The 24,015-nt window shown below is 69.5% G+C and carries 26 protein-coding genes and 1 pseudogene; 6 read left to right on the forward strand and 21 right to left on the reverse strand.

Going from position 1 to position 24,015, the window contains the following annotated elements:
• Positions 1-199: pseudogene (locus ACIPM1_RS21815) on the reverse strand (IS5/IS1182 family transposase); the annotation flags it as partial.
• 183 nt (positions 200-382) lie between these two features.
• Here ACIPM1_RS21815 and ACIPM1_RS21820 point away from each other — a divergent pair.
• Positions 383-1,333 (forward strand): IS481 family transposase, encoded by a 951-nt coding sequence (locus tag ACIPM1_RS21820; RefSeq protein WP_402437135.1) that lies wholly within the window; start codon positions 383-385, stop codon positions 1,331-1,333.
• A gap of 254 nt (positions 1,334-1,587) precedes the next feature.
• Here ACIPM1_RS21820 and ACIPM1_RS21825 read toward each other — a convergent pair whose 3' ends face one another.
• Positions 1,588-1,758, reverse strand: coding sequence for a hydrophobic protein (locus ACIPM1_RS21825; RefSeq protein WP_402437137.1), 171 nt, complete (start codon positions 1,756-1,758; stop codon positions 1,588-1,590).
• A gap of 210 nt (positions 1,759-1,968) precedes the next feature.
• Between ACIPM1_RS21825 and ACIPM1_RS21830 the strand changes: the two genes are divergently transcribed.
• Positions 1,969-2,142 carry a CsbD family protein gene (locus ACIPM1_RS21830; RefSeq protein WP_402437139.1) on the forward strand — a complete coding sequence of 58 codons (174 nt, stop codon included), beginning with the start codon at positions 1,969-1,971 and terminating at the stop codon, positions 2,140-2,142.
• Between the two features lie 215 nt (positions 2,143-2,357).
• Here ACIPM1_RS21830 and ACIPM1_RS21835 read toward each other — a convergent pair whose 3' ends face one another.
• Both ACIPM1_RS21835 and ACIPM1_RS21840 read right to left on the reverse strand, forming a co-directional pair.
• Positions 2,358-2,768: a hypothetical protein gene (locus tag ACIPM1_RS21835; RefSeq protein WP_402437141.1), complete on the reverse strand. Its 411-nt coding sequence runs from the start codon at positions 2,766-2,768 to the stop codon at positions 2,358-2,360.
• A 59-nt stretch (positions 2,769-2,827) separates the two neighbouring features.
• Complete coding sequence (locus tag ACIPM1_RS21840) at positions 2,828-3,496, reverse strand: TNT domain-containing protein (RefSeq protein WP_402437143.1); 669 nt, start codon at positions 3,494-3,496, stop codon at positions 2,828-2,830.
• Between the two features lie 570 nt (positions 3,497-4,066).
• On the opposite strand from ACIPM1_RS21840, the gene ACIPM1_RS21845 reads away from it, so the two are divergent.
• Complete coding sequence (locus ACIPM1_RS21845) at positions 4,067-5,311, forward strand: hypothetical protein (protein WP_402437145.1); 1,245 nt, start codon at positions 4,067-4,069, stop codon at positions 5,309-5,311.
• 95 nt (positions 5,312-5,406) lie between these two features.
• Here ACIPM1_RS21845 and glmS read toward each other — a convergent pair whose 3' ends face one another.
• From glmS to ACIPM1_RS21860, 3 genes are all read right to left on the reverse strand, one after another.
• On the reverse strand, positions 5,407-7,254 hold the full coding sequence (gene glmS / locus ACIPM1_RS21850; protein WP_402437147.1) for a glutamine--fructose-6-phosphate transaminase (isomerizing): 1,848 nt from the start codon (positions 7,252-7,254) through the stop codon (positions 5,407-5,409).
• Between the two features lie 100 nt (positions 7,255-7,354).
• The gene (locus tag ACIPM1_RS21855) at positions 7,355-8,137 is read right to left on the reverse strand and encodes a hypothetical protein (RefSeq protein ID WP_402437149.1); all 783 of its coding nucleotides are present in this window, start codon (positions 8,135-8,137) and stop codon (positions 7,355-7,357) included.
• 300 nt (positions 8,138-8,437) lie between these two features.
• A complete protein-coding gene (locus ACIPM1_RS21860; protein WP_402437151.1) occupies positions 8,438-8,827 on the reverse strand; it encodes a hypothetical protein in 390 nt (129 codons plus the stop codon).
• Positions 8,828-9,206: 379 nt separating this feature from the next.
• Between ACIPM1_RS21860 and coaA the strand changes: the two genes are divergently transcribed.
• Entirely contained in the window at positions 9,207-10,175 is a 969-nt protein-coding gene (coaA, locus tag ACIPM1_RS21865; RefSeq protein ID WP_402437503.1) for a type I pantothenate kinase, read from the forward strand.
• A gap of 414 nt (positions 10,176-10,589) precedes the next feature.
• The gene (locus ACIPM1_RS21870; RefSeq protein ID WP_402437153.1) at positions 10,590-11,528 is read left to right on the forward strand and encodes a DUF389 domain-containing protein; all 939 of its coding nucleotides are present in this window, start codon (positions 10,590-10,592) and stop codon (positions 11,526-11,528) included.
• Positions 11,529-11,615: 87 nt separating this feature from the next.
• Here ACIPM1_RS21870 and glmM read toward each other — a convergent pair whose 3' ends face one another.
• From glmM to rplM, 3 genes are all read right to left on the reverse strand, one after another.
• Positions 11,616-12,974, reverse strand: coding sequence for a phosphoglucosamine mutase (glmM, locus tag ACIPM1_RS21875; protein ID WP_402437155.1), 1,359 nt, complete (start codon positions 12,972-12,974; stop codon positions 11,616-11,618).
• Positions 12,975-13,219: 245 nt separating this feature from the next.
• A complete protein-coding gene (gene rpsI / locus ACIPM1_RS21880; RefSeq protein WP_020276276.1) occupies positions 13,220-13,732 on the reverse strand; it encodes a 30S ribosomal protein S9 in 513 nt (170 codons plus the stop codon).
• A gap of 42 nt (positions 13,733-13,774) precedes the next feature.
• Positions 13,775-14,218, reverse strand: coding sequence for a 50S ribosomal protein L13 (rplM, locus tag ACIPM1_RS21885; RefSeq protein ID WP_276110719.1), 444 nt, complete (start codon positions 14,216-14,218; stop codon positions 13,775-13,777).
• A gap of 344 nt (positions 14,219-14,562) precedes the next feature.
• Between rplM and ACIPM1_RS21890 the strand changes: the two genes are divergently transcribed.
• Positions 14,563-15,438 carry a hypothetical protein gene (locus tag ACIPM1_RS21890; protein ID WP_356189278.1) on the forward strand — a complete coding sequence of 292 codons (876 nt, stop codon included), beginning with the start codon at positions 14,563-14,565 and terminating at the stop codon, positions 15,436-15,438.
• 119 nt (positions 15,439-15,557) lie between these two features.
• On the opposite strand, the gene ACIPM1_RS21895 is transcribed toward ACIPM1_RS21890, so the two are convergent.
• The 11 genes from ACIPM1_RS21895 to secY form a co-directional block, all read right to left on the reverse strand.
• Entirely contained in the window at positions 15,558-16,322 is a 765-nt protein-coding gene (locus tag ACIPM1_RS21895; protein ID WP_402437158.1) for a polyprenol monophosphomannose synthase, read from the reverse strand.
• 55 nt (positions 16,323-16,377) lie between these two features.
• Positions 16,378-17,235 (reverse strand): tRNA pseudouridine(38-40) synthase TruA, encoded by an 858-nt coding sequence (truA, locus tag ACIPM1_RS21900; RefSeq protein ID WP_402437160.1) that lies wholly within the window; start codon positions 17,233-17,235, stop codon positions 16,378-16,380.
• Positions 17,236-17,317: 82 nt separating this feature from the next.
• Entirely contained in the window at positions 17,318-17,809 is a 492-nt protein-coding gene (gene rplQ / locus ACIPM1_RS21905) for a 50S ribosomal protein L17 (RefSeq protein WP_356189284.1), read from the reverse strand.
• Between the two features lie 188 nt (positions 17,810-17,997).
• Positions 17,998-19,020: a DNA-directed RNA polymerase subunit alpha gene (locus ACIPM1_RS21910; RefSeq protein ID WP_003966937.1), complete on the reverse strand. Its 1,023-nt coding sequence runs from the start codon at positions 19,018-19,020 to the stop codon at positions 17,998-18,000.
• A 155-nt stretch (positions 19,021-19,175) separates the two neighbouring features.
• Positions 19,176-19,580 (reverse strand): 30S ribosomal protein S11, encoded by a 405-nt coding sequence (gene rpsK, locus ACIPM1_RS21915; RefSeq protein ID WP_003956432.1) that lies wholly within the window; start codon positions 19,578-19,580, stop codon positions 19,176-19,178.
• 65 nt (positions 19,581-19,645) lie between these two features.
• A complete protein-coding gene (gene rpsM / locus ACIPM1_RS21920) occupies positions 19,646-20,026 on the reverse strand; it encodes a 30S ribosomal protein S13 (protein ID WP_020135802.1) in 381 nt (126 codons plus the stop codon).
• A 187-nt stretch (positions 20,027-20,213) separates the two neighbouring features.
• Positions 20,214-20,327 (reverse strand): 50S ribosomal protein L36, encoded by a 114-nt coding sequence (gene rpmJ / locus ACIPM1_RS21925; protein WP_003998809.1) that lies wholly within the window; start codon positions 20,325-20,327, stop codon positions 20,214-20,216.
• Between the two features lie 82 nt (positions 20,328-20,409).
• A complete protein-coding gene (gene infA / locus ACIPM1_RS21930; RefSeq protein ID WP_003948620.1) occupies positions 20,410-20,631 on the reverse strand; it encodes a translation initiation factor IF-1 in 222 nt (73 codons plus the stop codon).
• A gap of 252 nt (positions 20,632-20,883) precedes the next feature.
• Positions 20,884-21,720 (reverse strand): type I methionyl aminopeptidase, encoded by an 837-nt coding sequence (map, locus tag ACIPM1_RS21935; RefSeq protein WP_402437163.1) that lies wholly within the window; start codon positions 21,718-21,720, stop codon positions 20,884-20,886.
• Between the two features lie 131 nt (positions 21,721-21,851).
• A complete protein-coding gene (locus ACIPM1_RS21940) occupies positions 21,852-22,514 on the reverse strand; it encodes an adenylate kinase (RefSeq protein ID WP_356189290.1) in 663 nt (220 codons plus the stop codon).
• The gene (secY, locus tag ACIPM1_RS21945) at positions 22,514-23,827 is read right to left on the reverse strand and encodes a preprotein translocase subunit SecY (RefSeq protein ID WP_402437165.1); all 1,314 of its coding nucleotides are present in this window, start codon (positions 23,825-23,827) and stop codon (positions 22,514-22,516) included. The genes ACIPM1_RS21940 and secY overlap by 1 nt, the downstream gene beginning before the upstream one ends.
• Positions 23,828-24,015 lie beyond the last annotated feature (188 nt).

Consider the following 24,015-nt stretch of genomic DNA (forward strand, 5'->3'; position numbering starts at 1 on the left):
GCGTGACCGCTGCGGCCAGGATCTGCGGCGGCATGCTCGGTCGTCCGTTCGCCGACGGGTACATGTCCGCGAACATCTCCGCCGGGAACAGCGCATCACGGTGCTCGGCCAGGAACGCGAACACGCTCCCGGCCGGGATCAACTTCTGGCAGGTCTCCCACACATCCGGCCCGACCGTCGGTCCGGCCCATTCCCCCATCACCACGAAACGAGTCTGGCCCCGCCGCTCACGCGGCGGGGCCAGAACCCCAAGATCTTCATGAGCCTTCTAGGTGTGCTGTCCCGGGACGTTGGTGACACGCGGACTGGGTGCTTGAACAGGTGAGGGCCTTCTGGGTTCGGTGTGGATTGCGAAGTCTGCACCGACGCCCAGGAGGCCCGCGTGTCCCACCGTAATGCCCCGCTGACCCCGACCGGCAGGCTGCGTCTGGCCCGGTGTGTCGTCGACGACGGCTGGCCGCTGCGGCGGGCCGCGGAACGCTTCCAGGTCAGCCACACCACCTCCGCCCGGTGGGCGAGCCGCTACCGACAGCTGGGCACAGCCGGGATGCACGATCGCTCCAGCCGCCCTCACTCCAGCCCGCGCCAGACACCTGCCACCGTCGAACAGCAGGTCCTGCGGCTGCGGCGCGAGCACCGGATCGGACCGGTGCGGCTGGCCGCCCGATGCGACATCGCCGCTTCCACCGCCCACCGCATCCTCACCCGGCACAGCCTGCCCCCTCTGGCCGCCTGCGACCGGGCCACCGGCGAGCCCGTGCGCCGCTACGAACGCTCCCGGCCCGGCGAACTGGTCCACATCGACGTCAAGAAGCTCGGCCGCATCCCCGACGGCGGCGGCCACAAAATCCTCGGCCGCGCAGCCGGCCGGGCCAACCAGGACCGCCGCAACGGCACCGGATACGCCTACCTGCACACCGCCCTGGACGACCACTCCCGCCTGGCCTACACCGAGGACCTGCCCGACGAGAAGGCCGCGACCTGCGCAACCTTCCTGCGACGGGCAACGGCCTGGTTCGCCCAGCAGGGCGTCGCCGTTGAACGGGTCCTGACCGACAACGCCTGGGCCTACACCAAGAACACCTGGCGCGACCTGGGCATCAGCCCCCGCTGGACAAGGCCCTGGCGGCCCCAGACCAACGGCAAGGTCGAACGCTTCCACCGCACCATGCTCGACGAGCGGGCCTACCACCGGCCCTACACCTCAGACCGCGAACGCCAGACAGCGTTTCCCGACTGGCTGGACTGGTACAACTACCACCGACCCCACACCGGCATCGACGGCCAACCACCAGCCAGCCGCGTCACCAACCTGTCCGAACAGCACATCTAGGGCCCGTCCCGGCCGGGGGCGAACCGCCCGGCGGCCGGTTGGACGCCGGGCGCCGGAATGGAGGCGCGGGTTCCCTTGGCGCACCGGCGCCCGACGGGCTACGCGTGCCCCACGACCTGAGAGTTACGCCCGTTTTCACACTTTCTGCGCGCAGTGCGCGGGAGTGCCCCACGAGAGGCATGGGGCACCCCGAGCAGAGGACACACGAAAAGGGGCCCCGACCACGGTCGGGGCCCCTCTCGGCGTGAATCGCGTTACCAGCGATACCAGCGGCCGCGCCGGCCACCGCTGCCCGCCGGGCGCACCACGAAGCCCAGCAGCCAGACGATGAGCACGATCACGGCGATCCACCACAGTGCCTTCAGTGCGAAGCCCGCACCGAAGAGGATCAGAGCCAGCAGAAGAACGAGAAGCAAGGGAACCATGTCTATCAACCTCCGATCGACCGTGTTCCCCCCGGCCAGGCCGGCACGCCTCCCCAAGTCGCTGTTTTTTCCTGAAGTCCGGGGGAATACGGCGGGGTTCGCCCGGGACCGCGGAGTCGTAAGGCCGCGAATTGCGTCGAGGTTTATAGGCGACCGCGGCGGCTATCCGAGGATCACCAAAGGCTATGACGACGTTGGGATGTGAAACCCGTGGCTGAGAACCAGAAGGCACAGGCCAAGACCGAGCAGGCCAAGGGCAAGACCAAGGAGACGGTCGGCCGCACGATCGGCAACGAGCGCATGGAGGCCGAGGGCCGGATGGAGCAGTCACGCGGCGACGCCCGCGAGGCCAAGGAGAAGACGAAGGACGCCTTCCGGCACTGAGCAGATCGAAAGCCTGACGCGCTCGGGCGAATGACAGATGTGGGCACCCCCTGGCGAATTGAGGGGTGCTCACATTTGTTTTGCCCCGAGGGCGGACCTCGATCTCGCGCGTCCGCCAAGCGGCCGCGAGTTCGCACCACACGATCCTGCCCGGTCGCCCTCCCTGGCCGGCGGCTGCCCCGGCCCCACAGATCGGCGCACGCCCGTACGAGGGCTCACGTCCCCGGCGGCGGCTCCGTACGACCCTCGTCGGCGGCAGGCCCCTCGTGAGTGCGGCGGCGGGACTCGGCGAGGGCACGCTCGAACGCCTCGCGGGCGCGCCGCTGGATGCCGTCGCTGTCGTGCAGCAGCGCGTCGATCTCCTCGGGCGTGGCCGGGACGGGCGGCGGTCCCTCGTCGGTCAGGCGGTCGCGGAGCCACCGGCACGCCCCGTCCTCGTCCGGGAACCGCTCCAGCACCTCGCGGCTGCCGCGTTCGTGGATGCCCACGACCCACACACCGCCGCGCTCTTCGAGGAAGTAGCGATCTGCGACGGGGCGCGGGCCGGGTGTGCAGTCGGGGATCTCGTAGTACGCCTCCGGGACCCCGGCCGCCCGGAGGACCTGGTAGAGCTGGAAGCGGTCCATGAAGCCAGTCTTTCAGCGGAAACGGGGCCGCGCCCGACGCCGGGCCCGGCCCCCCACCGTCACCGGGCCGCGGCCTTCACCCCGGCCGGTGACTTCTGCTTCATCACCTTGGCGTCCGGGTACTCGCCGTCGGGGAACGGGACCTGAACCCGCACGAGAGTGCCGCTGCTCACGAGTGTCCCCACGTTGGCGAAGGGGAGGTTCGGGCAGACGCTGCTCGACGTGACGTACTGGATGCCCCCACCCGGCTGCTCGAACGCCGGAGCCGCCGGACCCGCGCACACCTTGAAGTCCTTCGCGACCCTGTACAGGTGGTAGTCGTGGGGGTACCGCGGATCGTGGGTGTTGAGGTTGGAGGGCGGGATCGCCCGCGTCCCGTACTTCGCGCCCGCGGGAGAGAGGAACTTGCCGGTCTCCGCGCCGAACCTGTCGATCAGCTGCCCCTGGTGGAGCTCCAGCTCCGTGGCAATCGGCTGCTGCTGGTCGTCGAGCGCGAAGCCGTCGGGTTCCGGATATTTCCAATCGCCCTGACCCGCGTCCCTGGTGGGGTCCCACCAGGTGTTCAGGAACTGCACGGCGGTGAGGCCCCCGAGCCGGTCGTATCCCTCGAGGATCTCTCCCAGCAGGCCGCGGGTCGGCAACCGCCTGGGGCCGAGCCTCCAGTCACCGCAGAAGTAGAACTCGCGGTAGGCCGGAAGAATGGGGTAGGGGACCAGGCCCCTGCACACACGCGGACTGTCGTGGTCACCATGCCCGTTCCCCGGCAGTCCGAACGCTGCTCCCGCCCGCGGCGTCGACGTCTCCGAGCGGACCTGGCCGAGGGGCCCGGTCCGACTGAGGTCCTCGGACGCGGGCGCCGCCGAAGAGACGGACGCGCCCATGACCAGAGAACCGGCCAGGCCGACCGCAGCCGCGAAGCCGGCACACCTAGTTGACGATCTCAACGAACCTCCCACTTGAACGTTTGTTCGGGTCGAAATGCCCGACAATCACGGAAGTGATCAGAAAGATGGAACGACGAGATCACTAAAGCCACAGGGTTCGACGGCCGCGAGCGGACGCGCCGGGCCTGCGGCCGAATGAGCTCGTCAGGACCAGGCGCGGGATGCCGAAAGGGCGGTGCCGCAGCACTCCGAGGCCACTCGATTGCGCCGGCCGCCGGGCAGTCGGGGTGATTTCCCGATCATCCACGCACCTCTCCCGCAGCGGGGTGGAATCACGTTCCTGCCGTTGCGCCGCCGTCGGTCATGGGCGGCGGACGCCTTGGTGCTTCCCCACCCCCTGCCCTCGGAGAGGTCATGAGAATTCCCAGGCGTCGGCGTCTGCCCGGCGCAGCGCTCTTCCTCGCTGTGCTCGGCCTGCTCGCCGCGGCCGCACCCACACCCGCGGCCCCGGCCGCCGTACCCAACCCGCCCCCCGTACCGATGACCGCCGCCGACCCGAACGCCTTCGCCCTCCGGTGGGACCACGACCGGATCACCCAGGCTCTCCGGCTGAGGACGGCGGTGAACCCCAACGGCGACCGGGTCACGGTGGGGTCGATGCTGGACGCGGCCAACCGCCAGGCGCACACGCAGAACAACTCGGGCTGCCGGGCTCAGGCCCGTGCGAGGGACAGCGCGCTGAACGGAGCGCACGCGGTCGCCTACTACTGTCTGCGGAGCGACGACGCCAACAGCACCCAATGGACCCCACAGGGCGTCAGCGGCACCGAGGACGCCCAGCCGGGAGCCGGCACGGTGGACGGGCACAGGGCCATCGTCTTCTCCTGGCACGCGGGCGGTGAGAGGCCGGCTCCCACGGATACGGGCACCCGGCTGAGCTTCCTGGACCGCACCAGCAACCGGTACATCCATGTGCTGCTCGTGGAGCCGAACAGTGCGGGGACCGACTACAGCGACGTGACCGTCCACGCGGGCGGCATCGTCTGGTACCAGCACTACCTCTTCGTCGCCGCCAACGAGGGCGGGGTGCGTGTCTTCGACACCAACAACCTGCTGCAGCTCGTGGACAACCCGAAGGGGAACACCAGCCCCGGCTGCCCGACCGGGCTTCAGAACGGCAGGTACTGCGGGCGCGGATACCACTACCTGCTGCCCGAGATCGGGCGCTGGAGCAACGCGGCAGCCGGCACCCGCTACGACTCCATGTCGCTGGAGCGCGCCCCCTCCGGGAGCGTGGCCTTCCTGACCAGCGAGTTCCGGCGCGACAGCGTCGGCCGGGTGGCCCGCTGGAGGGACACCGACATGACGCGCTTCAGTGGCACCATCCACCCGTACATCGCGTGGCACCAGCCCGTCCGCTACGTCCAGGGCGCCTTCTCCCGCGGCTGCTACTACTTCAACACGGGCGGCGGGGGCGGCAACCGCGACCTCGTGTGGGCCAACACGACGGGCAACAGGACGCCGAGGTCACAGCTCGGGGGTCGAGGTCTGCAGGACCTCTACTGGCTGCGCTCGGCCGACCAGTTGTGGACCCTCACCGAGCACCGGGGCACCCACAACCGGTTCCTCTACGGTGTGAGCCGACCGGCCTGTCCCTGACCCCGACTCCGGCCGCCGCCGGGAGCTTCTCCTCGGACGTCCCGTCAGCGAAACGGACGGACTCCCGGCGGCGCACCGGACGTACGAGATGGGACCTACTCCACCGTCACCGACTTCGCCAGGTTGCGCGGCTGGTCCACCTCGTTGCCGCGGGCCGTGGCCAGTTCGCAGGCGAAGACCTGGAGCGGCACAGTGGCGACCAGGGGCTGGAGCAGGGTCGGGGTGACCGGGATGCGGATGAGGTGGTCGGCGTACGGCACGACCGCCTCGTCCCCCTCCTCCGCGATCACGATGGTGCGGGCACCCCGCGCCCGGATCTCCTGGATGTTGGAGACGATCTTGTCGTGCAGCAGGGAGCGGCCGCGCGGGGACGGGACGACCACGACGACCGGGAGGTCCTGCTCGATCAGGGCGATCGGCCCGTGCTTCAGCTCGCCCGCGGCGAAGCCCTCGGCGTGCATGTACGCCAACTCCTTGAGCTTCAGCGCGCCTTCGAGGGCGACCGGGTAGCCCACGTGCCGGCCGAGGAACAGCACCGTGTTCTTGTCGGCGAGGGAGCGGGCCAGGGCCCGTACCGGCTCCATGGTCTCGAGGACCTGCTCGACCTCGCCGGAGATCTGGGCGAGGTCCCGGACCACGTCCTGGATCTCGTCGCCCCACTTGGTGCCGCGGACCTGGCCGAGGTACAGGGCGACCAGGTAGCAGGCCACGAGCTGGGTCAGGAACGCCTTGGTGGAAGCGACCGCGACCTCGGGCCCGGCGTGGGTGTAGAGCACCGCGTCCGACTCGCGCGGGATGGTGGAGCCGTTGGTGTTGCAGATGGCCAGCACCTTGGCGCCCTGCTCGCGGGCGTGCCGCAGCGCCATCAGGGTGTCCATGGTCTCGCCGGACTGGGAGATGGCGATGACCAGGGTCTGCTGGTCGAGGATCGGGTCCCGGTAGCGGAACTCGCTGGCCAGCTCGACCTCGCAGGGGATGCGGGTCCAGTGCTCGATGGCGTACTTGGCGATCATCCCGGCGTGGAAGGCCGTACCGCAGGCGATGATGACGACCTTGTCCATCTCGCGCAGTTCGGAGGCGGAGATGCGGACCTCGTCGAGCGTCAGGCTGCCGGAGGCGTCGATACGGCCCAGCAGGGTGTCGGCGACCGCCTTGGGCTGCTCGGCGATCTCCTTGAGCATGAAGTAGTCGTAGCCGCCCTTCTCAGCGGCGGCCGCGTCCCAGTCGACGTTGTAGGAGCGCACCTCGGCGGGGCTGCCGTCGAAACCGGTGACCGTCACGCCGTCGCGGCGCAGCTCGACCACCTGGTCCTGCCCCAGCTCGATCGCCGAGCGGGTGTGGGCGATGAACGCGGCGACGTCGGAGGCGAGGAAGGACTCGCCCTCGCCGACCCCCACCACCAGCGGCGAGTTGCGGCGGGCGCCGACGACCACGTCCGGCTCGTCCGCGTGCACGGCGACGAGCGTGAACGCGCCCTCCAGGCGGCGGCACACCAGCCGCATCGACTCCGCGAGGTCCGCGCAGGAGGAGAACTCCTCGGCGAGCAGGTGCGCGACGACCTCCGTGTCCGTCTCGGAGGTCAGTTCGTGGCCGCGCTCCGCCAACTCGGCGCGCAGCGCGGCGAAGTTCTCGATGATGCCGTTGTGGACGACGGCGACCCGCCCGGCGTTGTCCAGGTGCGGATGCGCGTTGGCGTCCGTGGGGCCGCCGTGCGTGGCCCACCGGGTGTGCCCGATGCCCGTCGTCCCGCTCGGCAGTGGCCGGTCGACGAGTTCCTTCTCGAGGTTGACCAGTTTCCCGGCCTTCTTGGCCGCCGCCAGCCCGCCGTCCGCGAGCACGGCGACACCCGCCGAGTCATAGCCCCGGTACTCCAATCGCTTCAGCCCGGCCATCACGACCTCGAGCGCCGACTGCGACCCCACGTATCCCACGATTCCGCACATGGGCCGCAGCCTACGGGCCAGGCCGCTTCCGATCACCGCACTCGGTGCCCGAAATCGGAAATTCCCGCCGGGGCACGACCACCCCGGCGGGAATGTGAGGTCAGCCCAGCTTGGCCAGCTGCGCCTGGACGAGCTCGGCCGGGAAGTCGAAGTCCTTGCCCGTGGCGGCGGAGGCGAGGTTGACGGCCGGGAGGTGGGCGAGGGTGGCGCCCTTGCGGACGACGACGGCCTTGACCGGCGCCTTCACGCCCTCCTCGGCGGCGATGGTCATCGTCACGGCGAACGCCTCGTCCGCGCCGCCGGGCGCCTGGGTCGGGGTGACGTCGACGATCTTGTTCGTCGCGCCGCCGACGGTGTACGTGAAGCCGCCGGCGCACTTGCGGGCGGCCGCCTTCAGGTCCTTCATGGCCTGCTCGGCGCCGCCGTCCGCGTAGGAGGCGAGGGTGTCCACCACCTTGGCGCGGTCGAGCGCGGCCATCATCGTGTCCTCGGCGCTCGCGCCCGCCGCGGGCTTCTTCGCGTCGCCCGTCCAGGAGCGCTTCACCGTGGCCGCGGGCGTGCCGACGTAGGAGCCGACCTGGAGGTACGCGAGGGGCGCGCAGTCCGCGTCGCCCGTCTTCACCTTGTCCCGCGCGATGTCGTCCCGCGCCGGCACCTTGGTGGTGACCTTGCCGCTCTTGACGTCGGCCTGGGTGAGGGCGGCCTTCTCCAGTTCGGCGGCGGTCAGCGGCTTCGCCGCGGCGGCGGTCCGCTCGGCCCGCGCCGTGGAGTCGCCGCCCTTCTCCTCCCCGCCCTCGGAGGACCCGCCGCAGGCGGTGGCGAACAGGGCGAGGGCGGCGGCGGAGGCGGCGAGGGCGGTGCGGCGAACGGCGGTGGATCTCAAGGAGCAGCTCTTTCTCTTCGTGTCGACGCGACCCCGAAAGCCGCGCTTTCCCATTGCTTTGCCCGCACTTTAACCACAGCGGTCGCACAGTTGATCATCAAACGATCACCCGGTACCCGACCGTGACACCGGCGTGATCTTCACCAGTGGGTGATGATCGGCCATTTCCTTGCGACACCATCTCGGTAGTCGCTTTCTCGCCGTCCCACGGCGCGGCATGCGGGAGCCGGCCCGTCGGATACCGGGAGCGGCCGGACAGCATCGGGAGGCCCCTGCACGAAGGGGCCTCCCGACCGGCTCTCAGCGTGTTCCCGGCAGGGGGCCGAACCATGAGGGATCGTCCATCGCGCCTTCGTCTTCATGCCACTGTGGAGGCGCCGAGACGACGAAGCTCCTCAGGCCACCACCCAGCACGAACAGATTCCCGGGTTTGACTTCCGCTCCGTAGTCGAGGCCGACCTCCGCGCATTCCTCGGCGTCGGCCCGGCGGATGACCAAGCCGTCGTAGCCGGGACGGAGAAGCATGAGGTCGACGTTGGCGAAGTAGATCTCGATCCGGGTGTCCGGCGGCCTGTCCCGGCTACTGCGGAGGAGCAGCCTCCGATGACCGACGGTGTACTGCCAGACCTTGAAATATCTGTCCGATCGGAACACCTCGGAACCGGGGAACTCCGGCGTCACCTCATCCATTCAGCGCGTCCCAGTTCGGTTGACGGCATGACGAAGCCACTTCTCCCCGTGCGCGACGGTGTTCCCCCGGTCGCTGGTCGATGTGCGTCGACGACGGACTGGTCAGGATCCTGTCGAGCGCGGGACACCTTAGACACACGTCAGGGGTCCGGAACAGGGGCCACCCTGGTCATCAGTGACCGAGGCCCAGCACGAACTGTCGCGGCCCGCACCGGTGGACAAGGCCTCACCGACCGGGCCAGCCGGCACCTGAGGCTGACCCCTTGGCGTGGACACCCTGCGTGTGGGTGGCGTGGCCGACGGGGCGGCGTGACGCACCCCACCCGCACCCCCCTTCAAACTCCGTTAACAATGGACTGTGATCTCTCCGGTCCCCTCGATGCCCCGGAGCGCCCACCGGCAGCGGCCGGAGGCGACTCCCTACGTCGACCTCACTCGTGCCGAGTGGAGCGCGCTGCGCGACAAGACGCCGCTGCCGCTGTCCGCCGAGGAGGTGGAGCGGCTGCGCGGCCTCGGCGACGTCATCGACCTCGACGAGGTGCGGGACATCTACCTCCCGCTGTCCCGGCTGCTCAATCTCTACGTCGGGGCCACGGACGGCCTGCGCAGCGCGCTGAACACCTTCCTCGGCGAGCAGGGCTCCCAGTCCGGCACCCCCTTCGTCATAGGGGTCGCCGGGTCGGTCGCCGTCGGCAAGTCCACCGTGGCCCGCCTGCTCCAGGCACTGCTGTCCCGCTGGCCCGAGCACCCGCGCGTCGAGCTGGTCACGACCGACGGCTTCCTGCTGCCCACGCAGGAGCTGGAGCGCCGGGGCCTGATGTCGCGCAAGGGCTTCCCGGAGTCCTACGACCGCCGAGCGCTGACCCGGTTCGTCGCCGACATCAAGGCGGGCAAGGGGGAGGTCACCGCCCCCGTCTACTCGCACCTGATCTACGACATCGTGCCCGGGGAGCGGCTCGTCGTGCGCCGTCCGGACATCCTCATCGTCGAGGGCCTGAACGTCCTCCAGCCCGCACTGCCCGGCAAGGACGGCCGCACCCGGGTCGGCCTCGCCGACTACTTCGACTTCAGCGTCTACGTCGACGCGCGTATTGAGGACATCGAGCGGTGGTACCTCAACCGGTTCCGCAAGCTGCGCGGGACCGCCTTCCAGGACCCCTCCTCGTACTTCCGCAAGTACACCCAGGTGTCCGAGGAGGACGCCCTCGACTACGCCCGCACCATGTGGCGCACGATCAACAAGCCGAACCTGGTGGAGAACATCGCCCCCACCCGCGGCCGGGCCACCCTCGTGCTGCGCAAGGGCCCGGACCACAAGGTGCAGCGTCTCAGCCTGCGCAAACTTTGACCTCCGCCGGAGCCGACCCCGTATGACGGGCCGCTGCGCTCCGAAGGGTTCGGGGACTTCTTCCCCGACGATCCGGCCGCCGCTCTGGCCCTGTCCGACGGCCTCGTCGCCGACCTGTACACGTGGGCGGGCAGCATCGACACGACACTGAACCTGGAGATTCGGGACCGGGAGGACGGCACGTACGACGCCGAGTGGCACCGGCTGTTCCTCGAGGGCATGGAACTGGCGCGACGGGTCGCGCACGAGTCGGGTCCATCCCGGACGGTGACCTACAAGGGCCTGGCCAATGGAGGTCCGGCTGCACTGACGTCCGTCACCTGGCAAGGGGACCGGCGACTGTAGACCCGAAGGTGCAGCAGCCGAGCCTGCGGAGACTGCAGGAGGAACCCGGCGGCCTGTTAGAAAGGCGTCATGCTGCATCTGCGCCTGATCACCCCGTCCGAGCGGACCGACGACGTGGTGCGTCTGATCGAGACGACCGTCGGCACCACGCACCTCGTCGTGCTGCCGGGAGCCGCCCGCAACCCGGCCGGGGACGTGGTGCTGTGCGATGTCGCACGCGAGGCCGGCGACGAACTCCTCAACCGGCTGCAGGAGTTGGGGATGGACAAGGCCGGCTCGATCGCCGTCGAGGACATCGTCCTGTCGCTGTCCGAGCGGGCCGAGCGGGCCGAGCGGGAAGCGCCCGGCGAGGCGGCCGACGCCGTGCTGTGGGAGCACCTGTCGGACGCCACGCACGAGGAGTCGACGCTGTCGGTCACCTACCTCGCGTTCATCACCCTGGCCACCATGATCGCCGCCTGCGGTGTGCTGCTCGACAACGCGATCCTGATCGTGGGCGCGATGGCGGTCGGCCCGGAGTTCGGCCCCCTGGCCGGTGTCAGCACCGCGCTGGTGCAGCGGGCGCCGCGGCTGGCGCTGCGGTCGCTGATCGCGCTGCTGGCGGGCTTCGCGCTGGCGATGGCGGTGACGGTGGGCTTCAGCCTCGTCATGGACGCGGTCGGGCTGTTCAGCAAGGCGAAGCTGGAGGGCACGCGGCCCAACACGAACTTCGTGTACGCACCCGACGCCTTCTCCTTCGTCGTGGCGGTGCTCGCCGGAGCCGCCGGCACGCTCTCCCTGACCTCGGCCAAGTCCGGCGCCCTGGTCGGCGTCGCCATCTCCGTGACCACCGTCCCGGCCGCCGCCAACGCGGCCGTCGCGCTGAGCTACGGCGACACGGTGCAGACCTGGGGCTCGACGCAGCAGCTTCTGCTGAACCTGCTCGGCATCGTGGTGGCGGGCACGCTCACGCTGCTGGCACAGAAGTACTTCTGGACCAGACAGCGCGCCCGCCTCCACGCCGAGTAGGGCAACTCCCCCAGGGGCGCGGGGAACTGCGCGGCCGGCCACCGCCGACCCGCAGCCCCCGAAAACTCCGGCGGCGAAAAGACTCGGTCAGCCGAGCGCGGACTTCACCGCGTCCGCCAGCCGCCCCGCCACCGACCGCGCCTGGTCGATGTCGGCCGCCTCCACCATGACCCGCACCAGCGGCTCGGTGCCGGACGGCCGCAGCAGCACCCGCCCGGTCTCCCCCAGCTCCCGCTCCGCCTCGGTGACCGCGGCGGCGAGGTCCGCGGAGGTCTGCACCCGCGACTTGTCCACGTCCGGCACGTTGATGAGCACCTGCGGCAGCCGCTCCATCACCGACGCCAGCTCCCGCAGCGTACGGCCGCTCTCGGCGACCCGGGCCGCCAGCAGCAGGCCGGTCAGCGTGCCGTCGCCGGTCGTGGCGTGGTCGAGGACGATGACGTGGCCGGACTGCTCGCCGCCGAGGGCGAAGTCCTTCTCCTTCATCTCCTCCAGCACATAGCGGTCGCCGACCGCCGTCTGCACCAGGTGGATGCCCTCGCGCTCCATGGCCAGCTTGAAGCCCAGGTTCGACATCACGGTCGCGACGACGGTGTCGGAGCGCAGCGCGGAACGCTCCCGCATCGCCAGCGCGAGCACCGCCAGGATCTGGTCGCCGTCGACCTCCTCGCCGGTGTGGTCCACGGCCAGGCAGCGGTCCGCGTCGCCGTCGTGGGCGATACCGAGGTCGGCGCCGTGCTCGATGACGGCGGCCTTGATCTGGCCGAGGTGGGTGGAGCCGCAGCCGTCGTTGATGTTGAGCCCGTCCGGCTCGGCGCCGATGGTGACGACCTCGGCGCCGGCACGCGCGAACGCCTCCGGCGAGACCCGGGAGGCCGCGCCGTGCGCCTCGTCGAGAACGATCTTCAGGCCATCCAGGCGGTTCGGCAGCACGCCGAGGAGGTGGGCGACGTACTGGTCGAAGCCCTCGCCGTAGTCACGCACCCGGCCGACGCCCGCACCGGTCGGACGGTCCCAGGGAGCGCCGGTGCGGTGCTCCTCGTAGACGCCCTCGATGCGGTTCTCCAGCTCGTCGGCGAGCTTGTGGCCGCCGCGGGCGAAGAACTTGATGCCGTTGTCGGGCATGGCGTTGTGGCTGGCCGAGAGCATCACACCGAGGTCGGCGCCGAGCGCGCTGGTGAGGAACGCCACCGCGGGCGTCGGCAGCACACCGACGCGCAGCACGTCCACACCCGCGCTGGCCAGGCCCGCGACCACGGCGGCCTCCAGGAACTCCCCGGACGCGCGCGGGTCCCGACCGACCACCGCCTTCGGCTTGTGGCCCTCGAAGGTGCCCGCCTCGGCCAGCACGTGCGCCGCCGCGACGGACAGGCCGAGCGCCATCTCGGCCGTCAGGTCCGCATTGGCGACGCCGCGCACGCCGTCCGTGCCGAAGAGTCGTCCCACTTGTCCTCCTGAGGAAGCGTCCGTTCGAAATGCCGTGCCGACGGGTTCAGCGCGTGTTCACCGGGTCCGATGTTCTCGACGCGTCTGCGGCTCCCGCATCGCGGGCATTCCGATGCCTGAACATCCGATCACACTAGCCTTCGAGCGCCTTGTGCCGTTATACGCCCGAGGCTGTGATAAACGAACGCCCCGGCGGCACAGAGGCGTGCCGCCGGGGCGTTCGAGGTACGAGCAGGCAGCTGTGATTAGCGCTTGCTGTACTGCGGGGCCTTGCGGGCCTTCTTGAGACCGGCCTTCTTGCGCTCGACCGCACGGTCGTCGCGCTTGAGGAAGCCGGCCTTCTTCAGCGGGCCGCGGTTGTTGTCCACGTCGGCCTCGTTCAGCGCGCGGGCGACACCGAGACGGAGCGCACCGGCCTGACCGGAGACACCGCCACCGGCGATGCGGGCGACGACGTCGTAACGGCCCTCGAGCTCGAGCACCTTGAAGGGCTCGTTGACTTCCTGCTGGTGCACCTTGTTCGGGAAGTAGTCCTCGAGGGTGCGACCGTTGATCTTCCACTTGCCGGTGCCCGGGACGATCCGGACGCGGGCGATGGCGTTCTTGCGACGGCCCAGGCCGGCGGCCGGCTGCGGCTCGCCGAAGCGGGAGGCCATGGACTCCGAGGTGTACTCGCCCTCGACGGGGACCTCGGACTCGGTGGTGTAGCTGTCGATGTCAAGCTCTTCGAGCGGCTGCTCGGCAGTGGTCTCGGCCACGATGCTCCTCAGATTCTCTTCAGTCTTAGGGGGTGGCCGGACTTACTGCGCGACCTGGGTGATCTCGAACGGCACCGGCTGCTGGGCAGCGTGCGGGTGCTGGTCGCCCGAGTAGACCTTCAGCTTCGAAAGCATCTGACGGCCCAGGGTGTTCTTGGGGAGCATGCCCTTGACGGCCTTCTCGACGGCCTTCTCGGGGTTCTTGGCGAGCAGCTCGTCGTAACGGACGGAGCGCAGACCACCCGGGTAGCCGGAGTGGCGGTACGCCATCTTCTGGGTCCGCTTGTTGCCGGAGAGGTGCACCTTGTCGGCGTTGATGATGATGACGAAGTCACCAGCGTCGACGTGCGGCGCGTAGATCGGCTTGTGCTTGCCCCGCAGAAGGGTGGCGGCAGTGGTGGCGAGACGGCCCAGGACAACGTCCTGAGCGTCGATGACGTGCCACTGGCGCGTCACATCGCCGGGCTTGGGGCTGTACGTACGCACGGTTCGTAGCCTTCGCTTCTTCAGTGAATGGTCCTGACAAGGTCACCGAAGACGATCACGACAGCCCTGACCGCACTGCGGTGACGCAAACCGCGTGCAGGTCGCTGGTCATCGGCCCGGTGGACCGGTGTAAGGGCCGGGTCCGTGAGAAGAGCCAAGCCAATACACAACGAAGATGCAGGATACCCGCGGCGCCACAGCGCGGTCAAAACGGGGGCGCCGCTGCGGGTCCCGCCTGTCCCCACCAGTGTAGGAGGAAGACGCCGGTCGCTTTGTACCGGCCTGCACCGAAGCGCCTTCGCGGGCGCACCGGCACCCCCCAACGCCCGTCTAAGATGCGCCCCATGAGCTATGGGCAGGGGGGCTCGCAGTCCCAGTGGGATCCCTGGAAACCGAATTCTCAGCAGCCGTGGAGCAGCGGCGGGAGCGACCAGACGCCTGACTGGGCCGCGCTCGCCGAGGCGTCCGAGACCCGGAACAAGCGGCGCCGCCTGCTGTTCATCGGCGGCGGCGTGCTGGCGACCGTCGCGATCGGCGCGGCCGTCGCCATGGCCGTGGTGTCGGCGAACGGCAAGGACGAGGCGTCGGGCCCCGGCTCCCTGCCCTCCACCGCGGCCCTGCCGAGCGACTCGGCCACGGCGCCGTCCTTCGCGCCCACCAGCGCCCCGCCGCCGCTGGACCCCAAGGACTTCATATCCAGCGCCCGGAAGGACACGGCGCCGCTCAGCCCCGCCGGCCTCTTCCCGGGCACGCAGCTCACCATGGGCGAGACCGTGTACAAGAAGGGCCCCACGGCGGACACGAAGAGTTGCGGCGCGGTGGCGCAGGGCACGCTGCCGCAGGTCCTGACGGCGAACGGCTGCACCCGGCTGATGCGCGTGAGCTACGTCAAGGACGGCATCGCGGTCACCGTCGGCGTCGCCGTCTTCGACACCGAGGCGCAGGCCACCAAGGCCAAGGGCCAGGCCGACAAGAAGAGCATCGTGAAGCCGCTGTCCGGCGGCGGGATCAAGGCCTTCTGCACCGGCGCCGTCTGCCGCTCCACGACCAACTCCTACGGCCGCTACGCCTACTTCACCCTCACCGGCTTCACCAGCGGCAAGGACGTCACGGCCAAGGACACCCAGGTGTTCCGCACCGGCGACGACCTCGCCGAGTTCGCCTTCCGGCAGATCCGCCGGCGCGGTGAGGCACAGGCGTCTGCGGCGGCCGCCCGGTAGGCGACGCCGGACCGGGCTCCGGGGCACCGTCCGTCCGCGGCGGCCGGGCTCCCTGTCCGGCCTGTCAGCCCCCGCCCTCCCCCCGCGCGTCCGCCGTCCGGCACCCGATGCCCGGCGCCCTACCAGTGCTTCAGACGCAGCCGGAGCGGCAGCACCGCAGACTCCAGCTGGGTGCGCAGCGACATCTTCGAGACCCCCTCGGTCCGCTCCTCGAAGCGGATCGGGATCTCGACGGCCCGGTGCCCCGCCCGGACGGCCTCGTACTTCAGCTCGACCTGGAAGCCGTACCCGGCGCTGTCCACGGTGGCGAGGTCCACGTCGCGCAGGGTCCGCGCCGACCAGAGGTTGAAGCCCGCCGTGATGTCCCTGATCTCGGTGCCGAGCACGGTCCGTACGTAGTGGTTGGCGAAGCGTGACAGCAGCACCCGGTGCACGCCCCACTCCTCGTCCAGGGAGCCGCCCTCGACGTACCGGCTGCCGACGACCAGGCCCGCGCCGGAGTCGACGGCGGTCCGCAGCATCCGCGGCACCGCCTCCACCGGGTGGCTTCCGTCGGCGTCCATCTGCACCACGTACGCGGCGCCCTCCGCCAGGGCGGCGCCCATGCCCGCGACGTAGGCCCGCCCGAGCCCGTCCTTGGCGGTGCGGTGCAGCACGCTCATCCGGGGCCGCCCGGCGGGCCGGTCGGCGTTGTACTTCTCGGCGAGCTCCTCGGCGATACGCCCGGTGCCGTCCGGGCTGGAGTCGTCGACGATCTTCAGATGCAGCCCGTCCAGCGGCAGCCCCAGCACCGCCTCGGCCATCCGCGGCAGGTTTCCCGCCTCGTTGTACGTCGGCATCACCACTGTGACGGGTATGCCGTCGTACGCCTCGTGGTCCGTCATGCCGCTGTTCTACCCCGCCCGCCGCAACCGGACCGCCCGGCGGGCGGCCCACTTCTCAGCAGCAGCCCGCCGTGGGCAGGGACCGCCGGTTGCGCGCCTCCCTGTTCCGCGCGGCCAGCAGCTCGTCCGCCGGGTAGCCGACCTCCTCCAGCGTCAGCCCGTGCGGCCGTACGACGTGCACGGCGGAGTCCCGCACACCCGCGGCCAGCACCTTGCCCGGCCAGTCCGGCGGACGGTGCCCGTCCCCGACGAACAGCAGGGCCCCGATCAGCGACCGCACCATGTTGTGGCAGAAGGCGTCGGCGCGGACGGTGGCGGTGACCACCCCGTCCGCCCCGCGCACCAGGCTCAGCTCCTGCAGGGTCCGGATGGTGGTCGCGCCCTCGCGGCGCTTGCAGTAGGCGGCGAAGTCGTGCTCGCCCAGCAGCCGCCGGGCGGCCTCGTTCATGGCGTCCACGTCGAGCGGCCAGTCGTGCCACAGCACGTGGCCCCGCAGCAGCGGGTCGACACCGCCCGGGTTGTCGGTGACGCGGTAGGCGTACCGGCGCCAGACGGCGGAGAAACGGGCGTTGAAGCCGGCCGGGGCCTCGGTGAGGGACCAGACGCGCACGTCCTTGGGCAGCCGCCCGGCGAGCCGCTTGAGCAGCTTCTCCCGGTGCTCGGCCCACAGCTCCACCGGCAGGTCGACGTGGGCCACCTGCCCGCGCGCGTGCACCCCGGCGTCGGTCCGCCCGGCCACGGTCAGCTCGTAGGTCGTCTCCTTCGACCGCGTCACCGTACGGAGGGCGTCCTCGATCTCGCCCTGCACGGTCCGCTTCCCGCCGGCCTGCTTGGCCCAGCCGTGGAAGTCGGTGCCGTCGTAGGAGAGGTCGAGACGGATCCGGACGTGACCGGGCTGTACTTCGTCACTCACACGGGAATCCTCTCAGGTACTCGGGTACGCGAAAGCGGGCCCGCCCCGAGGGACGGACCCGCTCTCGACGTCAGGCAGAGCCTCAGGCGTCCTTGGACTCCTCGGCCGGAGCCTCGGTGGCCTCGGCCTTGGTCTCCTCGGCCTTGGTCTCCTCGGTCTCCTTGACCGCACGCTTGGTGGCGGCCTCGGCCTCGCCCACGGCCTTCTGCTGCACCGTCAGCGCCTCGACCAGCTCGATGACGGCCATGGGCGCGTTGTCGCCACGGCGGTTACCGATCTTGGTGATGCGGGTGTAGCCACCCGGACGGTTCTCGTAACGCGGGCCGATCTCGGTGAAGAGCGTGTGGACGATGCTCTTGTCCGTGATCACCTGGAGCACCTGACGGCGGTTGTGAAGGTCGCCCTTCTTCGCCTTGGTGACCAGACGCTCGGCGTACGGGCGCAGGCGGCGGGCCTTCGCCTCGGTGGTGGTGATACGGCCGTGCTCGAACAGCGCCTTCGCGAGGTTCGCGAGGAGCAGCTTCTCGTGCGCGGCGCTGCCGCCCAGACGGGCACCCTTGGTGGGCTTCGGCATGGTTCTTCTCCTGTGTGTCTGCCCCGGCCGTATCAGGTACCGGGGTCAGTATCCGAGCAGGCGGTCGCCTGTCGGAGATCCGGGCGCCATTTCAGGCGCCCGGAGGTCCGCGCCCCTAGGGGCGCGGGGAACTGCGCGACCAGCCACAGCGGGCCCGCAGCCGCAGAACCGGCCTCCTCGCGGAGCGCTCAGTACTGCTCGGTCTCCACGAAGCCCGCGTCCGCGTCGTCGTCGGCGCCGAAGGCGTCGGCGGCGGCGGTCGGGTCGAATCCGGGCGGGCTGTCCTTGAGGGCCAGACCCATCCCGGCCAGCTTCGCCTTGACCTCGTCGATGGACTTCGCACCGAAGTTGCGGATGTCCAGCAGGTCGGCCTCGGAGCGGGCGACGAGCTCACCCACGGAGTGGATGCCCTCGCGCTTGAGGCAGTTGTAGGAGCGGACGGTGAGCTCCAGCTCCTCGATCGGCAGCGCCAGGTCGGCGGCCAGGGCGGCGTCCGTCGGGGACGGGCCCATGTCGATGCCCTCGGCGTCGATGTTCAGCTCGCGGGCGAGACCGAACAGCTCGACCAGGGTCTTGCCGGCGGAGGCCATGGCGTCACGCGGACGCATCGCCTGCTTGGTCTCGACGTCGACGATCAGCTTGTCGAAGTCGGTGCGCTGCTCGACACGCGTGGCCTCGACCTTGTACGTGACCTTGAGCACCGGCGAGTAGATCGAGTCGACCGGGATACGGCCGATCTCCTGGCCCACCTGCTTGTTCTGCACGGCGGAGACGTAACCGCGGCCACGCTCGACCGTCAGCTCCATCTCCAGCTTGCCCTTGCCGTTGAGCGTGGCGAGGACGAGGTCGGGGTTGTGCACCTCGACACCGGCCGGGGGCGCGATGTCGGCTGCCGTGACCAGACCCGGGCCCTGCTTGCGCAGGTACATCACGACCGGCTCGTCGTGCTCCGAGGAGACGACCAGCTGCTTGATGTTGAGGATCAGGTCGGTGACGTCCTCCTTGACGCCCGGCACGGTGGTGAACTCGTGCAGGACGCCGTCGATGCGGATGCTGGTGACAGCGGCACCGGGGATCGACGACAGGAGGGTGCGGCGGAGCGAGTTGCCGAGGGTGTAGCCGAAGCCCGGCTCCAGCGGCTCGATCACGAACCGGGAGCGGAACTCGTCGACGACCTCTTCGGTCAACGAGGGACGCTGAGCGATCAGCATGTGTGGATCAGATCCTTCTTTCGTGGACGCCCGCTATTTGACGCCCGACGGAAACCGCACCCGTGAGAAGTGCGGGTACTGCAAGGGTACGGGCGGCACGGCCCGAAGGAGCCGTACCGCCCACACCCCGTGAAGACCGTGAAGCGGCCCGTGCGTCAGACGCGGCGGCGCTTCGGCGGACGGCAGCCGTTGTGCGGGGTCGGGGTGACGTCCTGGATGGAGCCGACCTCGAGGCCCGTGGCCTGCAGGGAGCGGATCGCGGTCTCACGACCGGAGCCCGGGCCCTTGACGAAGACGTCGACCTTGCGCATGCCGTGCTCCTGGGCGCGGCGGGCAGCCGACTCGGCGGCCATCTGCGCGGCGAACGGCGTGGACTTCCGGGAGCCCTTGAAGCCGACGTGGCCGGCGGAGGCCCAGGAGATCACGTTGCCGGACGGGTCCGTGATGGAGACGATCGTGTTGTTGAACGTGCTCTTGATGTGCGCGTGGCCGTGAGCGACGTTCTTCTTTTCCTTGCGGCGCACCTTCTTGGCAGCGCCCTGACGTCCCTTGGGGGGCATCTCTTAACTCCTACGGGAGGTGGTCGGTCCTACAGCGAAGACCGTGGACAGAGGTCCGCTGCGGACTACTTCTTGCCCGGCTTCTTCTTGCCGGCGATGGCGCGACGCGGGCCCTTGCGGGTGCGGGCGTTGGTGCTGGTGCGCTGACCGCGGACGGGCAGACCGCGGCGGTGACGCAGACCCTGGTAGCAGCCGATCTCCACCTTGCGGCGGATGTCGGCCTGGATCTCACGACGGAGGTCACCCTCGGTCTTGATGTTGTTGTCGACGTACTCGCGGATCGCGACGAGCTGCTCTTCGCTCAGGTCGCGGACGCGGGTGTTCGGGTCGATGCCGGTCTCGGCCAGCGTCTGCTGCGAGAGGGTCCGGCCGATGCCGAACACGTAGGTGAGGGCGACCTCCACGCGCTTTTCGCGCGGGATGTCAACACCGGAAACGCGTGCCATTCAATGGCTCCAGTTGATCCTCGGAGGTCTTCCGCAGAGCCGGATCCCAGCCGCCGTACGAGGTACGAACTGGGTCCCCGGCCTCCGAACCGGGGGTGTCAGGCCGTGTCGGCCTGGGCCCTGCGTATGAACATATTCAGCTTGCGTCGCGCGAATCCCTGCGGAGTGCAGAGGGTGCGGTCGTGCGTCAGCCCTGGCGCTGCTTGTGGCGCGGGTTCTCGCAGATGACCATGACCCGACCGTGACGGCGGATCACCCTGCACTTGTCGCAGATCTTCTTGACGCTCGGCTTGACCTTCATGGGATTGAGGTTCTCCGGGTCAGTGCCACCATCCCGCCTACGACGGGATGCGCACCCCGCGAACGCGGAGTGCGGGCAAGATCTACTTGTAGCGGTAGACGATCCGGCCACGCGTCAGGTCGTACGGAGACAGCTCCACCACGACCCGGTCGTCAGGGAGGATGCGGATGTAGTGCATACGCATCTTGCCGCTGATATGTGCCAGGACCTGGTGGCCGTTCTGGAGCTCGACCTTGAACATGGCGTTCGGCAGAGACTCGACGACAGTGCCCTCGATCTCGATGGCACCTTGCTTCTTGGCCACGCTTCGCCCTTCGAATCGACTACCTTGATCGACTCCGCGCGAGCGCATGCGGACATGCGGGTGCACGAGAGCCGACGAGTTAGTCTACGTCAGCGCACCCGGAAAGACGAATCGGAGAAGTCTGCCCCGCGCCGGAGATCATCATGCGGGGCAATCGGGGAGCCTGCCGCGGGGCGGCCGCGGAGCCGCCCTTCGGGGTGGGCGGCGGCACCGCGGGCCGGGGCCTCGGGACGGTGGGCGCACGCGCCCCCGTCAGGCGAGCGGGTCCGGGGCGGCCGTGATGCCGTACTCGGCGAGCTTGGCCTTGCCGCCGTCGGGGGCGGTCAGCACCAGCGGGCCCTGCTCGGTCAGGGCGACGGAGTGCTCCCAGTGCGAGGACCAGGTGCCGTCCGTGGTGATCACGGTCCAGTCGTCCTCGAGGACCCGCGTCCGCGGGGTGCCCAGGGACACCATCGGCTCGATGGCCAGGCAGAACCCGGGCACGAGCTTCGGGCCCTTGCCCCGGCGGCGGTCCACGTAGTTCAGCAGGTGCGGGTCCATGTGCATCTCGGTGCCGATGCCGTGGCCGCCGTAGTCCTCGATGATCCCGTACTTGCCGCCGCCCGGCTTGGGCTGGCGGCGGATGTAGGTCTCGACGGCCCGGGAGATGTCGACCAGGCGGTTGCCCTGCTTCATCGCCGCGATGCCGGCCCACATCGACTCCTCGGTCACCCGGGAGAGCTCGACCAGTTCCGGAGCGTGACCGGAGCCCACGAAGGCCGTGTAGGCGGCGTCGCCGTGCCAGCCGTCGACGATCGCGCCGCAGTCGATGGAGATGATGTCGCCGTCCTTGAGGACGACCTCGTCGGACGGGATGCCGTGGACCACGACCTCGTTCACGGAGGTGCAGATGGTGGCCGGGAAACCGCCGTAGCCGAGGAAGTTCGGCTTGGCGTTGTGCTCGGCGAGCACCTTCCGCGCCACCTCGTCGAGGTCCCTCGTGGTCGCCCCGGGCACGGCGGCCTCCCGGGTGGCCGCGTGGATCGCGGCGACGACCAGCCCCGCGGCACGCATTGTGGCGATCTGCTCGGGGGTCTTGATCTGCACCATGGGGGCTACGGCCTTTCTCGGACCGGGGAGTGTACGAACACCTTCAACGATACGGGGGGCTCCGGCGCCCGCCCCGGCCCACAGCGCAGCCGCGGCCCCTGACGGGAACCGCGGCTGCGACCGGCGTGGGACTACTGGGTGGCTTCCTCGCGCTTCAGCGCTTCCAGCGCCCGGCGCGTGATCTCGTCCACCGGGCCCAGCGACGAGATCGTCACGACCAGGCCCTGCGCCTTGTAGTAGTCGATGATCGGCTCGGTCTGCGTGTGGTAGACCTCCAGCCGCTTGCGGACGGTCTCCTCGGAGTCGTCGTCGCGCTGGTACAGCTCGCCGCCGCAGACGTCGCACACGCCGTCCTGCTTCGGCCGGCTGTACGTCACGTGGAAGACATGGCTGGAGTCGTTGCGGCAGATGCGCCGGCCGGCGATCCGCTTCACGACCTCCTCCTCGGGGACCTCCAGGTCCAGGACCGCGTCCAGCGTGATGCTCTCGGACTCCAGCAGCTCGTCCAGCGCCTCCGCCTGCTTGACGTTGCGCGGGAAGCCGTCGAGCAGGAAACCGTTCTCGGCGTCGGGCTGCTCCATGCGGTCCTTGGCCATCGCGATGGTGACCTCGTCCGGTACCAGGTTGCCGGCGTCCATGTAGGACTTCGCGAGCTTGCCCAGCTCGGTCTGCCGGCTGATGTTGGCGCGGAACAGGTCGCCCGTGGAGATGTGCGGGACGCGCAGCTTCTCGGCCAGGCGCGTCGCCTGCGTTCCCTTACCTGCACCCGGCGGCCCGACGAGGACGATTCGCATCAGCGGAGGAACCCTTCGTAATTGCGCTGCTGGAGCTGGCTCTCGATCTGCTTCACCGTCTCGAGACCGACACCCACGATGATCAGGATGCTGGTGCCACCGAACGGGAAGTTCTGGCTTGCCCCAAAGCCGACCAACGCCATTGTCGGTACGAGAGCGATCAGGCCCAGATACAGCGAACCCGGCCAGGTGATCCGGTTGAGCACGTAGCTCAGGTACTCAGCGGTCGGTCGGCCAGCCCGGATGCCCGGGATGAAGCCACCATACTTCTTCATGTTGTCGGCGACTTCTTCGGGGTTGAAGGAGATCGCCACGTAGAAGAACGCGAAGAACACGATGAGCAAGAAGTACGTAGTGATGTAAATCGGGTGGTCACCCTTGGTCAGGTTCTGCTGAACCCAGGTCTTCCAGGCGGAGTTGCCTCCCGCGAACTGGGCGACCAGCGCCGGAATGTACAGCAGCGACGAGGCGAAGATGACCGGAATCACACCCGCCTGGTTCACCTTCAGCGGGATGTAGGTGGAGGTACCGCCGTAGGAACGGCGGCCGATCATGCGCTTGGCGTACTGCACCGGGACACGGCGCTGAGCCTGCTCCACGAAGACCACCAGGCCGACCATGACCAGACCGACCAGGATCACGGTGCCGAACTCGATCCAGCCGTCGGCGAGCTTGCCCTGCTTCTTGATCGCCCACAGCGCGGAGGGGAACGTGGCGGCGATCGAGATGAACATCAGGATCGACATGCCGTTGCCGATCCCGCGGTCGGTGACGAGCTCACCAAGCCACATGACGACCGCGGTGCCGGCGGTCATGCAGATGACCATCGTGATCGTGCTGAAGATCGCCCGGTCGGGGACGATGTCCGCGGCAACCGAGCACCTTCCGAACAGGGCGCCGCTGCGGGCGGTGGCCACGAGACCGGTGCCCTGCAGGATCGCCAGCGCGATGGTGAGGTACCGGGTGTACTGGGTGATCTTGGCCGTGCCGGACTGGCCCTCCTTCTTGAGGGCCTCCAGACGCGGGATCACCACGGTCAGCAGCTGCAGGATGATGCTCGCCGTGATGTACGGCATGATCCCCAGAGCGAAGACGGTGATCTGCAGCAGCGCGCCACCGCTGAACATGTTGACCAGACCGAAGAGGCCCTGGTTGCCAGACGCCTCCTTCACGCACGTCTGGACGGCCTTGTAGTTGACGCCGGGGATCGGGATGTGGGTACCGACCCGGTAGACCACGATGATGCCCAGCGTGAAGAGCAGCTTCTTGCGCAGGTCGGGCGTCTTGAACGCCCGGGCGAACGCGGTGAGCACGGTGCCTCCTGCGACCCCCGCGCAACTGCGTCAAGGGTGACGGTCTTGAGGTTCCAACAGAGAACAACGACTTAACAACGGACGACTGCCGCTCCGAGTGCCCGTGGTGCGGCGGCCCGGTGAAAGTGGACAGTGCAGGCCACCTTACCGGCGACACTGCCCCCCTTGGAACGACCAACCGGGGATAC

It is taken from the genome of Streptomyces sp. NPDC086766 (genome assembly GCF_044746005.1).
GTDB lineage: Bacteria > Actinomycetota > Actinomycetes > Streptomycetales > Streptomycetaceae > Streptomyces.

Coding starts and splice junctions, on each gene's coding strand:
- rpsM (WP_020135802.1), bottom strand. CDS start 20,026: ATGGCACGCGTTTCCGGTGTTGACATCCCGCGCGAAAAGCGCGTGGAG.
- rplQ (WP_356189284.1), bottom strand. CDS start 17,809: ATGCCGAAGCCCACCAAGGGTGCCCGTCTGGGCGGCAGCGCCGCGCAC.
- glmS (WP_402437147.1), bottom strand. CDS start 7,254: ATGTGCGGAATCGTGGGATACGTGGGGTCGCAGTCGGCGCTCGAGGTC.
- ACIPM1_RS21835 (WP_402437141.1), bottom strand. CDS start 2,768: ATGGACCGCTTCCAGCTCTACCAGGTCCTCCGGGCGGCCGGGGTCCCG.
- coaA (WP_402437503.1), top strand. CDS start 9,207: ATGCCCCGGAGCGCCCACCGGCAGCGGCCGGAGGCGACTCCCTACGTC.
- ACIPM1_RS21890 (WP_356189278.1), top strand. CDS start 14,563: ATGAGCTATGGGCAGGGGGGCTCGCAGTCCCAGTGGGATCCCTGGAAA.
- rpsK (WP_003956432.1), bottom strand. CDS start 19,580: ATGCCCCCCAAGGGACGTCAGGGCGCTGCCAAGAAGGTGCGCCGCAAG.
- ACIPM1_RS21870 (WP_402437153.1), top strand. CDS start 10,590: ATGCTGCATCTGCGCCTGATCACCCCGTCCGAGCGGACCGACGACGTG.
- ACIPM1_RS21845 (WP_402437145.1), top strand. CDS start 4,067: ATGAGAATTCCCAGGCGTCGGCGTCTGCCCGGCGCAGCGCTCTTCCTC.
- ACIPM1_RS21825 (WP_402437137.1), bottom strand. CDS start 1,758: ATGGTTCCCTTGCTTCTCGTTCTTCTGCTGGCTCTGATCCTCTTCGGT.
- ACIPM1_RS21860 (WP_402437151.1), bottom strand. CDS start 8,827: ATGGATGAGGTGACGCCGGAGTTCCCCGGTTCCGAGGTGTTCCGATCG.
- rpmJ (WP_003998809.1), bottom strand. CDS start 20,327: ATGAAGGTCAAGCCGAGCGTCAAGAAGATCTGCGACAAGTGCAGGGTG.
- ACIPM1_RS21895 (WP_402437158.1), bottom strand. CDS start 16,322: ATGACGGACCACGAGGCGTACGACGGCATACCCGTCACAGTGGTGATG.
- ACIPM1_RS21940 (WP_356189290.1), bottom strand. CDS start 22,514: ATGCGAATCGTCCTCGTCGGGCCGCCGGGTGCAGGTAAGGGAACGCAG.
- ACIPM1_RS21910 (WP_003966937.1), bottom strand. CDS start 19,020: ATGCTGATCGCTCAGCGTCCCTCGTTGACCGAAGAGGTCGTCGACGAG.
- map (WP_402437163.1), bottom strand. CDS start 21,720: ATGGTGCAGATCAAGACCCCCGAGCAGATCGCCACAATGCGTGCCGCG.